The sequence below is a fragment of the Pacificitalea manganoxidans genome (genome assembly GCF_002504165.1).
Taxonomy (GTDB): domain Bacteria; phylum Pseudomonadota; class Alphaproteobacteria; order Rhodobacterales; family Rhodobacteraceae; genus Pacificitalea; species Pacificitalea manganoxidans.
In genome coordinates this window covers 1,674,134-1,687,680 of sequence record NZ_CP021404.1, presented here as the reverse complement: position 1 = coordinate 1,687,680, position 13,547 = coordinate 1,674,134, and the positions used below count along the sequence as shown (strand labels likewise).

The window sequence follows — 13,547 nt, the reverse complement described above, 5'->3', positions numbered from 1 at the left end:
TGGACAGGAGCGGCAGGTGACCTTGTGGCAGACCCTCGATGCGGAGCGTCCGGTGCTGATCGCCGGGCCGACCGCCAGTGGAAAATCCGCGCTGGCATTGGAGATCGCCGCCCGCTCTGGCGGCGTCATCGTGAATGCCGATGCGCTGCAGGTCTTTGACAACTGGCGCATTTTGACCGCGCGCCCCTCCGCCGAGGAGGAAGCCCGCGCGCCGCACAGGCTTTATGGTCACATCGCGGGGGATGCCGATTACTCCGTCGGGCATTGGCTGCGCGAGGTTGCGCCGATTCTCGCGGCAAGCGCGCGCCCGATCATTGTCGGGGGCACCGGGCTCTACTTCTCCGCGCTGACCGAAGGGTTGGCCGAAATTCCCGCCACCCCGCCCGAGATCCGCGCCGAGGCCGATCTGCTGCCGCTGGAATTGATGCGCGACGCGCTTGATCCCGCAAGCGCGGCACGGCTGGACCTGCAAAACCGCGCACGGGTGCAGCGCGCATGGGAAGTGCTGCGCGCCACCGGGCGTGGCATCGCCGCATGGCAGGACGACACGCCGCCGCCCCTCCTGCCGCTGGCCAATGCCCAGCCCCTTGTCATGCGGGTTGATCGCGAGTGGCTCAATGCCCGGATCGCCCGGCGGTTTGACATGATGCTGGAGCATGGCGCGCTGGAGGAGGCCCGCGCCAACTTCGCCACATGGTCCCCCACGGCGCAATCCGCCCGCGCGATTGGCGCGTCGGAGTTGATCGGTCACCTGAAGGGGGAGCTTACCCTGGACGAAGCCCGCACCCGCGCCGTCATCGCCTCCCGCCAATATGCGAAACGTCAACGCAGCTGGTTCAGGGCGAGGATGGGGGCGTGGCAAGCCGTTGAGTTGCCCTGAATGAATGCCACAGCGGGCATTGGCGGTGCTGCCCCGTGGCGATGCGTGGCAGACACGTCAACATGGCAGTTCGCTGGCGGCGCGGGTCACTAGGGAGGCAGGCCATACGCCACCCGGCTTCGCACGGTATTTGGCGGAAACAGCGGGAGCAGACCGCGCCTCCTCCCGGTGATGACGCTCAGCGCGAACCCAGTGATTTGAAAGGTGCCTGCACCTACCCGATCGCAGCAGACGTTCGGCGCCTCATGTTCAAAGGAACACGCCCCTGCCGCGCAGCGTTTGCGGGGCGCATGTCCCTTACGGAACGCGGTCAGGGCGCTGTCCCGCAATGCGACAGGTGCGCGCGGGCCATTCCGCGCGCACCCTGTTCAATCAGCCGCCAAAGGCCTGATCGGTCACCACATGGCTAAATGCGCCTTCGGGCGTTTTGGTGATGACGGGGTCGGAGCCGCCGGACATTAGGCTGTCCACGGTGCGCTGGTAGTCGGCCTCGTCGAGCGTGCCGTCGCTTCCTGCGGTCAGCTTGGCGACCTCACCCATCATCCACTGCTGATGCTCTTCGGTCTGAGCGCCGGTTTCGTCGTATTCAAGCACGATCTCGGCGGCGGCATCGGGGTTCTCCTCCGCCCATTTCCAGCCCTTCATGGAGGCGCGCACGAAGCGGGCGAGCTTCTCCACCGTCGCCGGATCTTCGAGGTCTTCCTCCAGCACATAAAGCCCGTCTTCGAGGGTGGCGACGCCCTGATCTTCGTATTTGAACGTCACCAGATCCTCTTCGGCGATGCCCGCGTCCAGAACCTGCCAATATTCGTTATAGGTCATGGTCGAGATGCAATCGGCCTGCTTTTGCAGGAGCGGATCGACGTTGAACGCCTGCTTGAGCACCTCGACACCGTCTTCGCCGCCCTCCGTCGGGATCTCAAGCTGGCTCATCCAGCTAAGGAACGGATATTCGTTGCCAAAGAACCAGACGCCAAGCTTCTTGCCCGGGAAATCCTCGGGCGTTTCGATCCCGGTTTCCTTCAGGCAGGTCAGCATCATGCCGGAGCTTTTGAAGGGCTGGGCGATGTTGACCACCGGAGCGCCATTTTCGCGCGCCGCCAGCGCAGAAGGCATCCAGTCCACCATCACATCGGCCCCGCCACCCATCAGCACCTGAACGGGTGCGATGTCGGGACCGCCCGGCTTGATCGTGACGTCGAGGTTCTCTTCCTCGTAAAATCCTTCTTCCAAGGCGACGTAGTAGCCCGCGAACTGGGACTGCGTGACCCATTTCAGTTGCAGCGTCAGCGCATCCTGCGCCATCGCCCCCTGCGCGGCCAACCCCATCGCGGCGCCAGCCATGGCCGCGGGAACCGTCGCGGCCCAAGTCTTGATCGTCATGTCATTACCTCCTTGCGGGTTTATATCTGGTTGAAATTCACGCCCGAGCCCGCAAACCGCTCAGCCGCGTCTTTGTGACGGATGCCAGAAGGTCACCCGTGTCTCGATCAGCGCGATCGCGCCGTAAAAGGCCGACCCGGCCAACGCCGCCACGACGATCTCGGCCCAGACCATATCGAGCGCGAGCCGCCCCACCTCGGTCGAGATGCGGAACCCCATGCCCCGCACCGGCGAGCCGAAAAACTCGGCCACGATAGCCCCGATCAGCGCAAGCGTGGTGGCGATCTTCAAGCCGTTAAAAATAAATGGCATCGCGGCGGGCAGGCGCAGTTTCAGCAAGGTCGGCAAATAGCCCGCGGCATAGGTGCGCATCAGGTCGCGCTGCATCCGGTCGGTCGCCGCCAGCCCGCCGACCGTGTTCACAAGGATCGGGAAAAACACCATCACCACCACGACCGCGGCCTTGCTTTCCCAGTCAAAGCCGAACCACATCACCATGATCGGCGCGATCCCGATGATCGGCAGGGCGGCCATGAAATTGCCCACCGGCATGACCCCGCGCCGCAGGAAATCCGACGCATCGGCGATCAGCGCCACAGCAATGCCCGCGGCAACGCCCAGCACATATCCCGACAGCGCGCCTTTCAGGAAGGTCTGCACGAAATCCCCCCACAGGATCGGCAGGCTGACGATGATCCGCTCAAAGATCGCGCTCGGCGCGGGCAGGATCACCGACGGCACGCCAAGGCCGCGCACGATGCCTTCCCACAGCACCAGCAGCGACAGCCCGAACAGCGCAGGCACCAGCAGCGCCCGCGCCCGGGTTGCAGGCCCGCGCGCCAGCCACACGTTGAGCGCCCACGCGCCAAGCCAGACCGCGACTGCGCCGATCACCCAGATCATCGTGCCATCCCCATCCGCTTGAGCACCTGCCGTTCCATCAGCCCGATCGCGCCCACCATCAGCCCGGCAAGAACCGCCGCGCCGATCAGTGCCGACCAGATCTGCACCGTCTGGCCGTAATAGCTGCCCGCCAGCAGACGCGCGCCCAAGCCCCGGACCGCACCGGTGGGCAGCTCACCCACGATGGCACCGACAAGGCTTGCCGCAATGGCGATCTTCAGCGATGCGAAAAGATAGGGCAGCGATGCCGGCAGACGCAGCTTCCAGAAACCTTGCGACGCGCTGGCATTATAGGTTCTGAGCAGGTCAAGCTGCATGGCATCCGGCGCGCGCAGCCCCTTTACCATGCCCACGACAACCGGGAAGAAACTCAGATAGGCCGAGATCAAAGCCTTCGGCAGAAGCCCTGAGACCCCGACCGAATTCAGCACCACGATAATCATGGGCGCGATGGCAAGGATGGGGATCGTCTGGCTGGCAATCGCCCATGGCATGACGCTCATATCCATCGCGCGATTATGGACGATGCCGACGGCCAGCAGCATCCCCGCCACCGCGCCGATGGCAAAGCCCGCAAGCGTCGCCGACAGGGTGATCCACCCGTGAAACAGCAAGCTGCGGCGCGAGGTCGGGGATTTCATCGCCACCGTATCCCACAGCTCCACCGCCACTTGGTGCGGGGCGGGCAGCTTGGGCCGGTCCTGGCTCATCGTATCGACGAAAATCTCGGCCTCGGACAGGGTCACCTCCGCCCGTGCGGCCTGATCCAGCGCCCATTGCCGGTTCATACCCCACGCGCCCAGATACCAAAGCCCGAGGATCAGCGCGACGATGGTCAGAACGGGAATGGACCTGCGCATCATGCCGCATCCGCCCCCTGCAACCCGGCACGCAGCCCTTCACGGACGCGGTGGGCCACGGCGATGAATTCGGGCGTGTCCCGAATGTCGAGCGGGCGTTCGCGCGGTAGCGGGCTGTCGATGACATCCGCGATCCGCCCCGGACGTGGGCTCATCACCACGATCTTGGTGGACAGATAGACGGCCTCGGGGATCGAGTGGGTGACAAAGCCAATGGTCTTGCCGGTCCGCGCCCAAAGCGCGAGCAGCTGTTCATTCAGGTGATCGCGCACGATCTCATCCAGCGCGCCGAACGGCTCATCCATCAGCAGGATATCGGCGTCAAAGGCCAGCGCCCGCGCGATAGAGGCCCGCTGCTGCATGCCACCCGACAACTGCCACGGAAATTTCTGACCGAAACCGGTCAGTTCCACCAGATCGAGCACCCGCGCCACCCGCTCCGCCATTTCGGCACGCGGGAAGCCCATGATCTCCAGCGGCAGGCGGATATTGCCAGCGATGGTGCGCCATGGATAGAGCCCGGCCGCCTGAAACACGTAGCCGTAGGAGCGCGCCTGCCGGGCTTCCTCCGGGCTTAACCCGTTGACCGTAAGGCTGCCGCCGGTGGGGGTCTCCAGCGCCGCGACGCAACGCAGAAACGTGGTCTTGCCACAGCCCGACGGCCCGATGAAGGACACGAACTCGCCCCGTTCGATCGACAGGTCGATGTTGCTCAGCGCCTGAACCGGGCCGTCATTGGTCTGAAAGGTCAGATCAAGCCCGCGTGCCTCGATCACTGGTGTCTGCATATAAATAGTCTTTCCGAAACTGGCTGGGGACGCGGGCCACAAGGTAGCCGCGCGCCGGGCTGCGACGCGTGCGCAGGCGGGCGTCAGACGCCGCTGGCGGGAATGCCGCTGCGCTCCACGGGGCGCGGCGCCGTCAGGGCCTTCCATGTCGAAAGCGCCGTGTTGACCGCACCGTTGGGCGGGCGCGGGACGAATCTGCCGTGCCCCCGCTCTTCGGTCAGCGCGCCATCGGTGACGGCCACCTGCCCGCGCGTCAGAACATAACGCGGCAGGCCTTTGACCTCTTTGCCCTCGAACACGTTATAGTCGATCGCGGAGACCTGATTTTCGGCCCGGATGGTTTTCGACTTCTCCGGATCCCAGACCACGATATCGGCGTCGGAGCCCACAAGGATCGCCCCCTTTTTCGGGTAGCAGTTCAAGATCTTGGCGATGTTGGTCGAGGTCACGGCGACAAATTCATTGGGCGTCAGCCGCCCGGTGCCGACCCCATAGGTCCACAGCATCGGCAACCGATCCTCCAACCCGCCGGTGCCATTGGGGATCTTGGTGAAATCGCCCACGCCGTAACGTTTCTGCTCGGTGGTAAAGGCACAGTGATCGGTGGCAACGCAAGACAACGTGCCCGATTGCAGACCGGCCCACAGGCTATCCTGATGCTGCTTGTTGCGGAAAGGCGGGCTCATCACCCGGCGGGCTGCGTGATCCCAATCGGCGTTGAAATACTCGCTTTCATCCAGCGTCAGGTGCTGAATCAGCGGCTCCCCCCAGACCCGTTTGCCCTGCATCTTGGCCCGGCGGATGGCCTCATGCGCCTCCTCACAGGAGGTGTGCACCACATAAAGCGGCGCGCCCGCCATATCCGCGATCATGATGGCGCGGTTCGTGGCCTCGCCCTCGACCTGCGTGGGACGGCTATAGGCGTGCCCCTCGGGGCCGGTATTTCCCTGCGCCAGCAGCTTGGCCGACAATTCCGCGACGACATCGCCATTCTCGGCATGCACCAAGGGCGTCGCGCCCAGTTCCGCACAGCGCTGGAAACTGGCGTAAAGCTCATCGTCATTGACCATGAGCGCGCCCTTATAGGCCATGAAATGCTTGAACGTGTTGATGCCGCGCTCGCGCACCACGACGGCCATCTCATCGAACACCTGCTTGTCCCACCACGTCACCGCCATGTGGTAGGAATAATCGCAGGCCGCGCGGCCCGATTTATTATCCCACATCTGCAGCGCATCGAGCAGCCCCTGCCCCGGGCTGGGCAGCGCGAAGTCGACGACCATCGTCGTGCCGCCCGACAGCGCCGCGCGGGTGCCAGATTCGAAGTCATCGGTCGAATATGTGCCCATGAAGGGCATTTCCAGATGGGTATGCGGATCGATCCCGCCGGGCATCACATAGCAGCCGGTCGCATCCAGCACCTCGTCGCCGGTCAGGTTGGGCCCGATGGCGGTGATGACACCATCCTCCACCAGCACATCCGCAGAATAGCTCAGATCGGCGGTGACGACGGTTCCGTTCTTGATGACTGTGCTCATGGCACCCCCTTGTTGGTTCGTAGCGGGACGTAAGGCCCCGGTGGCGCGCCGGATCTGCGTCCGGTCGCGCCGCGTCGTGGTCTTTGCGGGCCGCGTGGTTCAACATGGCCCAAATATCCCCGCCGGAGGCATCGACAGCGCCGCCGCGCGCCGCCGCCGGGGATGTGGCGCCTATTCCACCACCTGCGCCGCCTCCAGCACCGCATGCAGCAGCACATCGGTTCCCGCGGCAGCCCATTCCGGGGTGATGTCTTCAGCCTCGTTGTGGCTCAGCCCATCCACGCAGGGGCACATGATCATCGCCGTCGGCGCGACCTTGTTGATCCAGCAGGCATCGTGCCCGGCCCCTGATACGATATCCATATGGCTGTAGCCCAGCCGTTCGGCGGCATCGCGCACGGCTGCGACACAGGCCGGATCGAAGGTGACGGGATCGAAATGGCCCGCAGGCTCGATCTCGATCCCAAGCCCCAGATCGGCGGCGATGCGCGCGGCCTCCGTCTCCAACCGGGCGCGCATGGAGTTCAGCTTCTCCAGATCGGGCGAGCGGAAATCGATGGTAAACACCGCGCGGCCCGGAATCACGTTGCGCGAATTGGGATAGACATTAGCCTGCCCCACCGCGCCCACGGCATCGGGCTGATGATCCATTGCGATGGCATGCACCGCTTCGGTGATGCGCGCCATGCCGAGCCCGGCATTGACCCGCATCGCCATCGGGGTTGACCCGGTATGCGCCTCCTTGCCCGTCAGGGTCACCTGCAACCACCACAGACCTTGCCCGTGGGTCACAACTCCGATTTGCCGGTTTTCGGCCTCAAGGATCGGGCCCTGTTCGATATGCAGCTCGAACATCGCGTGCATCTTGCGCGCGCCGACCTCTTCGTCACCGACCCAGCCGATGCGCTGCAATTCATCGCCGTAGCGTTTGCCGTCCGCGTCCTCGCGCCCATAGGCGAAGTCGAGGTCATGCTCCCCGATGAACACGCCGGAGGCCAGCATCGCCGGCGCGAACCGGGTGCCTTCTTCGTTCGCCCAGTTGGTGACGACGATCGGATGGCGCGTGGTGACGCCCAGATCATTCATCGTGCGCACCGCCTCCAGCGCGCCCAGCACTCCCAGCACGCCATCGTATTTTCCGCCTGTGGGCTGCGTATCCAGATGCGAGCCCATATAGACCGGCAGCGCGTCGGGATCGGTGCCGGGACGGGTGGCGAACATGGTGCCCATGCGATCCACACCCATCGTCATCCCGGCCTCTTCGCACCAGCGCTGGAACAGCGCGCGGCCCTCGGCATCGGCGTCGGTCAGGGTCTGGCGGTTGTTGCCCCCCGCCACGCCCGGCCCGATCCGCGCCATTTCCATCAGACTGTCCCACAGTCGTTCGGGATTGATCCTGAGGTTTTCACCGGGCGCAGCCATTACTTTTCCTTGTTTTATTTCAGTTATGTGCGGCGAGATCCTAATCCAGCGCGCAAAGCACCTCGCGCAGCGTGCCGAACAGCTGGTCGATATGCGATTTCTCGATGATAAGCGGTGGCGACATGGCAATGATATCGCCGGTGGTCCGCACCAGAATGCCCTTCTCATAGCCATCGAGGAACGCTTGGAACGCGCGCTTGGTCGGCGCGCCTGCGATTGGCTCCAACTCCACCGCGCCGATCAGGCCCATATTGCGGATATCGATGACATGCGGACAGTCGCGCAGGCTGTGCAACCCCTCTTCCCAATAGGGCGCCAGCTCCGCCGCGCGTTCGAACAGGCCTTCCTCGGCATAGGTGTCGAGGGTCGCGATCCCGGCGGCAGAGGCCAGCGGATTGCCGGAATAGGTGTAGCCGTGGAACAGCTCGATCATGTGCTCCGGCCCGGTCATGAACGCGTCGTGGATCTGCGCCGTGGCCAGCACAGCACCCATCGGCACCACACCGTTGGTCAGCCCCTTGGCACAGGTGATGAGGTCCGGCATGACGTTAAAATGCGCGGCGGCGAAACTTGACCCTAGCCGCCCGAACCCGGTGATAACCTCGTCGAAGATCAGCAGAATGCCGTGTTTCGTCGTGATCTCGCGCAGCTTTTCCAGATAGCCCTTCGGCGGCATCAACACGCCGGTGGAGCCTGCCATCGGCTCGACGATCACGGCGGCGATGGTTTCGGCGCCATGGAGCGCCACGATACGTTCCAGATCATCGGCGAGATAGGCACCAGCATCGGGCTGTCCGCGGGTAAAGGCATGGTCTTCCGGCAGATGGGTATGGGGCAGATGATCGACCCCCGTCAGCAAGGTGCCAAAGGCCTTGCGGTTATTGACGATCCCACCCACAGAGATCCCGCCGAAGTTCACCCCGTGATAGCCCCGCTCCCGTCCGATCAGACGGGTGCGTCCGGCGTCACCCCGCGCCCGGTGGTAGGCCAGCGCGATTTTCAGCGCGGTTTCAACGCTTTCGGAGCCAGAGTTCGTGAAGAACACATGCTCGAACGGCTCCGGCGCCATGTCCCGCAGACGGCTGGCCAATTCGAATGCCTTGGGGTGGCCCATCTGAAACGCGGGCGCATAATCCAATTCTCCCGCCTGCTGGCGGATCGCCTCGACGATGCGCGGACGGTTGTGGCCGGCGTTGCAGCACCACAGCCCCGCAGTGCCGTCGAGCACCTCGCGCCCTTCGGACGTTTTGTAATACATGCCGTCGGCCGACACGAACATCCGCGGCGCCTGCTTGAACTGGCGATTGGCGGTGAACGGCATCCAGAAAGCCGACAGATCGTTGCGCGGGGCGGTGCCGGGGCGGTCGAGCGCCATGTTCTTCTCCCGTAGAGAGCCGGGACAGTGCGGGCCACGGGGCGCGAAGCACGGAGATCCGTGGGCGCTGCCGGGGCTCGGGCTGTGGTCCCAAGCAGTGTTTGACCAAACGGTCAGGAACACGCTACCAATCGGGTTGGGCCAGTCAAGCAGCGCGTCCGTTCGGGCGGCTTGGAAACGCCGCAATTCCCGGCACTGCGGGACAGATGATCGTTTTCTAGGCAGGACACATGGCCGACAGACCCCGCCCTGCACCGCCCTCCGGGCCCCGCGCGTCCCCTGCCCGGCAGCGCATGAAACGCCCGCGCACCCGCATTCAACGCCGCAACACCGACACCATTTTAGAAGCCGCGCTTGACGTGTTTTCCGCACATGGGTTCCGGGGCGCGACGGTCGACCAGATCGCGCAGGCGGCAGGTTTGTCAAAGCCCAACCTGCTATACTATTTCCCGACTAAAGAAGCCGTGCACGTCACCCTGCTGGCGGGGTTGATGGATGTATGGCTGGCGCCGCTGCGGACGCTCGATCCGGAGGGCGATCCGGTCGAAGAGATCCTGCTTTATGTGCATCGCAAGCTGGACATGAGCCGCACGATGCCACGCGAAAGCCGCCTGTTTGCCAATGAAATCCTGCAAGGCGCGCCACGCTTGTCCGGCACGCTCGGCGAGGAATTGAAACCGTTGGTCGATGAGAAGGCCGCCGTGATCGCGGGCTGGGTCAAGGCCGGGCGCATCGCGCCCGTGCACCCGCAGCACCTGATGTTTTCGATCTGGGCGCTGACCCAGCATTACGCCGATTTCGACGTTCAGGTGCGCACGGTTCTGGGCGACGAGGGCACGGACCCGTTCCCGGAGGCGGAGCGCTATCTCGACACCCTGTTTCGCAAGATGCTGAGCGTAACGCCCTAAGCGCCGCCCCCGGCGGGTGTGTCACCGCACTCGGACATGCCGGGATCAGCGGCCTTCGAATTTCGCGGGGCGCTTTTCGAGGAAAGCCACGACGCCCTCCTTAAAGTCACGGGTCTTGCCACAGCGGCCCTGCACCTGCGCCTCAAGGTCCAGTTGCCGATCTAGCGGGTTCTGCCAGCTTTCGCGCAGCACCTGTTTCACACCGGCATAGGCGGCGGTCGGCCCCTGCGCCAGATGCTTTGCCCGGCCCCACCAATGATCGGCAAACCCGTCATCGGCCACGGCTTCCCAGATCATACCCCAGTCTGCGGCCTGCGCGGCGGTGATTTTCTCGGCGAAAAGCATCGCCCCCATCGCCCGCGGGGCGCCAATCATTCGGGGGAGCCAGTAGCTGCCGCCTGCGTCGGGGATCAGGCCGATGCGGGTGAAGGCCTGCGTGAAGCTGGCGCTCTCCGCGCCAATCACCACATCCGCCGCCAGCGCCAGCGACGCCCCTGCCCCCGCCGCAGCGCCATTGACGGCGGCGATGGTCGGGATCGGGCAATCGGTGATCGCGCGCAGCAGCGGCTCGTATTCATCGCGCAGCGTGCGCTCCAGATCGATATTCGCGGCATTGCCGCCATCGCCCAGATCCTGCCCCGAACAGAACGCCCGCCCCGATCCGGTCAGCACCATCACCCGCGCGCGGGTCGCATCCGTGCGGATCGCATGAAGAAGTTCGGCCCGCATCTGTGCGTTCAGCGCGTTCATCACCTGCGGCCGGTTCAGGGTGATGATGCAGATGTCTTCGCGCACCGCGCAGCGGATGGTTTCGTAATTCATGGGCACGTCCTCCTCAGTCGCGGCCAGCATAATCGGCGCGCGACGCGGGGGAAGCGGAACACCGCGTCATTCGCCCAGCAATTCCCGCAACCGGGCTGTTTCGGCCTCGGACAGGGCTGCGGGTTCGGGCGCGGCACGGCGGCGCCACAGGTAAAACCCGGCCATGACCAGCGCCAGCAGCAGCATGAGCGGCCCCGCCACCCATAACAGCAGGTTCGCGCCTTGGGTCGTCGGGCGCAGCAGGACATATTCGCCATAGCGGTCGACGACAAAATCCACGACCTCGGTATCGGTATCGCCCGCCAGCAACCGTTCACGCACCAAGATGCGCAGATCGGCGGCAAGATCGGCGTTGGATTCGTCGATATTCTCGTTGCGACACACAAGGCAGCGCAGGCCTTGGCTGATCTCGCGGGCGCGGGCCTCCAGCGCCGGATCGTCAAGCACTTCGGACGGGACAACCGCACCGGCAGGCGTCGCCAAAGGTCCGGTGAGCGCCAGCATCATCAACACGGCGACCCACCGCAGGGCACGGGGCAGATGCAGGCTCATTCCGCGGGCACCTGTGCAGGCGCGCTCACGCGCTGTTTGCGCGCGCCCGCGGCGACGCGGTAACGGCGGTCGCTCAGCGACATGAACCCGCCCACGGCCATCACGATAAAGCCCAGCCAGATCCAGTTGGCGAAAGGTTTGACATATGACCGCACGGCCCAGCCGCCCTGATCCTGCGGATCGCCGATGACAAGGTAGATGTCGCGGAACAGGCCATTGTCGATCGCGGCCTCGGTCGTGGGCATGCGCGCCACCGGATAGGTGCGCTTTTCAGGGTAAAGCGTCGCGACGAGTTTATCGCCGCGCCGCACTTCCATCTCGGCCATCGTCGAGAAATAGTTCGGTCCCGTCACGCGCGAAACGTCGGTCATGGTGATCTCATACCCCGCGACCTCGAACGGCGTGTCGATCTGCGCCACGCGAATATCCTCGGTCTGCCACGCCAGCATGGCGCAGATGCCGAAAATGGTGATCCCCAGCCCGCCATGAGCCACCGCTTTACCCCAATCGCTGCCGGGCAGACGTAGGATGCGCCGCAGACGACTACCGATGGGGCCGCGCCCGCCGCGTGTCCACAGATCCAGCGCCGAGCCCGCCATGATCCAGACCGCCAAGGCCAGCCCGATGGGGGCGAGCGCCGAACGGCCGCTCTGCATCGCCCAAGCCAACGCACCCAGAGCCACGGCCAACAGCGCGGCGGGCAACAGGCTACGCGCGGTGCGGCGCAGCTTTGCCCGTTTCCACGGCATCATCGCGCCCAGCGGCAGGACCAGAGCCAACACCACGATGAACGGCGTGAAGGCGGCATTGAAGAACGGCGCCCCGACCGACAGTTTCCGATCCCAGAGCATTTCGGCGACCAGCGGCCAGACAGTGCCGACAAACACCACGAAACAGGCCACCGCCAGCAGGATATTGTTGAGCACCAGCGCGCTTTCCCGGCTGACCATGCCAAAGACGCCGCGCGCCTCCATCACCCCGGCCCGCGCGGCGTAAAGCGTCAGCGCGCCGCCAAGGAACACCGCAAGGATCAGCAGGATGAACACGCCGCGTTCGGGATCGTTGGCGAAGGCATGGACGGAGGTCAGCACGCCCGAGCGCACGATAAAGGTGCCGATCAGCGAGAAGCCGAAGGCAAGGATCGCCAGCAGGATCGTCCAGCTTTTCAGCGACTCGCGCTTCTCGACCACGATTGCCGAATGAAGCAGCGCAGCAGCGATGAGCCACGGCATGAAGGAGGCGTTTTCGACCGGATCCCAGAACCAGAAGCCGCCCCAGCCAAGTTCATAGTAGGCCCACCATGACCCCAGCGCGATACCGATGGTCAAAAACACCCATGCCGCCAGCGTCCAAGGCCGCACCCAGCGGCCCCACGCGGCATCGACACGTCCTTCGATCAGCGCGGCCACCGCGAAGGAGAAGCTGACCGACAGCCCCACATAGCCGAGGTAGAGAAACGGCGGATGGAAGGCGAGCCCGGGATCCTGCAACAGCGGGTTCAGATCCTGCCCGTTCATGGGCGGCAGTTCCATCCGCAGGAACGGGTTCGAGGTGAACAGGATAAAAGCGTAGAACGCGACGGACACCGACGCCTGCACCGAGAGCACCCGCGCCCGGAAATCGGGGCGCAGGTTGCCGCCAAACCACGCCGCACAGACCCCGAACAGCGCAAGGATCAGCACCCAAAGCAGCAGCGAGCCCTCGTGATTGCCCCAAACGCCGGAGATCTTGTAAAGCATCGGCTTATCGGTGTGGCTGTTGGCCACCACCAATTGCAGCGAAAAATCCGACGTCACAAAGGCATAGGTCAGCGCCGCAAAGGAAAACGCCACCAGCAGCAGCTGCGCGGTCGCCGCAGGCTCCCCCACGGCCATCCAGCCGGGCCAGCGCTTATGCGCGCCCACCATCGGAACTACGGTTTGCACAACCGCGACGACGGCGGCGAGGATCAGGGCGAAGTGGCCAAGCTCGATAAACATGGCGCGACATTACAGCGGCTTTTCGGCGCCGCCAATTGGCTGCGCGCCGATGTCGCGGCTCCGTGAACGGGTTTTTTGGGGGTGCCGGGCTGGAAGGTTTGCATATTTTCAGGCGCCCGCCTCCCAAGCCAACAGAT

The 13,547-nt window shown here is 64.6% G+C and carries 12 protein-coding genes; 2 read left to right on the top strand and 10 right to left on the bottom strand.

Going from position 1 to position 13,547, the window contains the following annotated elements; all coding sequences use genetic code 11:
* Nucleotides 1–16: 16 nt before the first annotated feature.
* Nucleotides 17–880: a tRNA (adenosine(37)-N6)-dimethylallyltransferase MiaA gene (gene miaA / locus CBW24_RS07620; RefSeq protein ID WP_232529619.1), complete on the top strand. Its 864-nt coding sequence runs from the start codon at nucleotides 17–19 to the stop codon at nucleotides 878–880.
* 372 nt (nucleotides 881–1,252) lie between these two features.
* Here the strand turns inward: miaA and CBW24_RS07615 are convergent, their stop codons facing one another.
* The 7 genes from CBW24_RS07615 to CBW24_RS07585 all read right to left on the bottom strand — a co-directional run bounded on the left by CBW24_RS07615 (nucleotide 1,253) and on the right by CBW24_RS07585 (nucleotide 9,149).
* Nucleotides 1,253–2,263, bottom strand: coding sequence for an ABC transporter substrate-binding protein (locus CBW24_RS07615; protein ID WP_198405139.1), 1,011 nt, complete (start codon nucleotides 2,261–2,263; stop codon nucleotides 1,253–1,255).
* Nucleotides 2,264–2,323: 60 nt separating this feature from the next.
* Nucleotides 2,324–3,166, bottom strand: a complete 843-nt coding sequence (locus CBW24_RS07610) for an ABC transporter permease (RefSeq protein ID WP_097373189.1) — start codon at nucleotides 3,164–3,166, stop codon at nucleotides 2,324–2,326.
* Nucleotides 3,163–4,026: an ABC transporter permease gene (locus CBW24_RS07605; RefSeq protein WP_097374163.1), complete on the bottom strand. Its 864-nt coding sequence runs from the start codon at nucleotides 4,024–4,026 to the stop codon at nucleotides 3,163–3,165. Before CBW24_RS07605 ends, CBW24_RS07610 begins: the two co-directional genes overlap by 4 nt.
* On the bottom strand, nucleotides 4,026–4,814 hold the full coding sequence (locus tag CBW24_RS07600; protein WP_097373188.1) for an ABC transporter ATP-binding protein: 789 nt from the start codon (nucleotides 4,812–4,814) through the stop codon (nucleotides 4,026–4,028). Before CBW24_RS07600 ends, CBW24_RS07605 begins: the two co-directional genes overlap by 1 nt.
* Nucleotides 4,815–4,897: 83 nt before the next feature.
* Complete coding sequence (gene hydA, locus CBW24_RS07595) at nucleotides 4,898–6,352, bottom strand: dihydropyrimidinase (RefSeq protein ID WP_097373187.1); 1,455 nt, start codon at nucleotides 6,350–6,352, stop codon at nucleotides 4,898–4,900.
* Between the two features lie 171 nt (nucleotides 6,353–6,523).
* Nucleotides 6,524–7,774: a Zn-dependent hydrolase gene (locus CBW24_RS07590; RefSeq protein WP_097373186.1), complete on the bottom strand. Its 1,251-nt coding sequence runs from the start codon at nucleotides 7,772–7,774 to the stop codon at nucleotides 6,524–6,526.
* 40 nt (nucleotides 7,775–7,814) lie between these two features.
* Nucleotides 7,815–9,149 (bottom strand): omega-aminotransferase AptA, encoded by a 1,335-nt coding sequence (locus CBW24_RS07585; protein ID WP_088663976.1) that lies wholly within the window; start codon nucleotides 9,147–9,149, stop codon nucleotides 7,815–7,817.
* Between the two features lie 293 nt (nucleotides 9,150–9,442).
* Here CBW24_RS07585 and CBW24_RS07580 point away from each other — a divergent pair, with 293 nt between their 5' ends.
* A complete protein-coding gene (locus tag CBW24_RS07580; RefSeq protein ID WP_088663975.1) occupies nucleotides 9,443–10,057 on the top strand; it encodes a TetR family transcriptional regulator C-terminal domain-containing protein in 615 nt (204 codons plus the stop codon).
* A gap of 45 nt (nucleotides 10,058–10,102) precedes the next feature.
* Here CBW24_RS07580 and CBW24_RS07575 read toward each other — a convergent pair whose 3' ends face one another.
* The 3 genes from CBW24_RS07575 to CBW24_RS07565 all read right to left on the bottom strand — a co-directional run bounded on the left by CBW24_RS07575 (nucleotide 10,103) and on the right by CBW24_RS07565 (nucleotide 13,410).
* On the bottom strand, nucleotides 10,103–10,879 hold the full coding sequence (locus CBW24_RS07575; protein WP_088663974.1) for an enoyl-CoA hydratase-related protein: 777 nt from the start codon (nucleotides 10,877–10,879) through the stop codon (nucleotides 10,103–10,105).
* Between the two features lie 66 nt (nucleotides 10,880–10,945).
* Nucleotides 10,946–11,386: a cytochrome c-type biogenesis protein gene (locus CBW24_RS07570; RefSeq protein WP_374708998.1), complete on the bottom strand. Its 441-nt coding sequence runs from the start codon at nucleotides 11,384–11,386 to the stop codon at nucleotides 10,946–10,948.
* 41 nt (nucleotides 11,387–11,427) lie between these two features.
* Complete coding sequence (locus CBW24_RS07565) at nucleotides 11,428–13,410, bottom strand: heme lyase CcmF/NrfE family subunit (protein ID WP_097373184.1); 1,983 nt, start codon at nucleotides 13,408–13,410, stop codon at nucleotides 11,428–11,430.
* Between the last annotated feature and the right edge of the window lie 137 nt (nucleotides 13,411–13,547).

What these genes read in the sequence shown, in the direction of transcription:
- CBW24_RS07575 (WP_088663974.1), bottom strand. Translation starts at nt 10,879, where the DNA reads ATGAATTACGAAACCATCCGCTGCGCGGTGCGCGAAGACATCTGCATC.
- CBW24_RS07580 (WP_088663975.1), top strand. Translation starts at nt 9,443, where the DNA reads ATGAAACGCCCGCGCACCCGCATTCAACGCCGCAACACCGACACCATT.
- CBW24_RS07585 (WP_088663976.1), bottom strand. Translation starts at nt 9,149, where the DNA reads ATGGCGCTCGACCGCCCCGGCACCGCCCCGCGCAACGATCTGTCGGCT.
- CBW24_RS07615 (WP_198405139.1), bottom strand. Translation starts at nt 2,263, where the DNA reads ATGACGATCAAGACTTGGGCCGCGACGGTTCCCGCGGCCATGGCTGGC.
- CBW24_RS07600 (WP_097373188.1), bottom strand. Translation starts at nt 4,814, where the DNA reads ATGCAGACACCAGTGATCGAGGCACGCGGGCTTGATCTGACCTTTCAG.
- CBW24_RS07570 (WP_374708998.1), bottom strand. Translation starts at nt 11,386, where the DNA reads ATGATGCTGGCGCTCACCGGACCTTTGGCGACGCCTGCCGGTGCGGTT.
- hydA (WP_097373187.1), bottom strand. Translation starts at nt 6,352, where the DNA reads ATGAGCACAGTCATCAAGAACGGAACCGTCGTCACCGCCGATCTGAGC.
- CBW24_RS07590 (WP_097373186.1), bottom strand. Translation starts at nt 7,774, where the DNA reads ATGGCTGCGCCCGGTGAAAACCTCAGGATCAATCCCGAACGACTGTGG.
- CBW24_RS07605 (WP_097374163.1), bottom strand. Translation starts at nt 4,026, where the DNA reads ATGCGCAGGTCCATTCCCGTTCTGACCATCGTCGCGCTGATCCTCGGG.
- CBW24_RS07565 (WP_097373184.1), bottom strand. Translation starts at nt 13,410, where the DNA reads ATGTTTATCGAGCTTGGCCACTTCGCCCTGATCCTCGCCGCCGTCGTC.
- CBW24_RS07610 (WP_097373189.1), bottom strand. Translation starts at nt 3,166, where the DNA reads ATGATCTGGGTGATCGGCGCAGTCGCGGTCTGGCTTGGCGCGTGGGCG.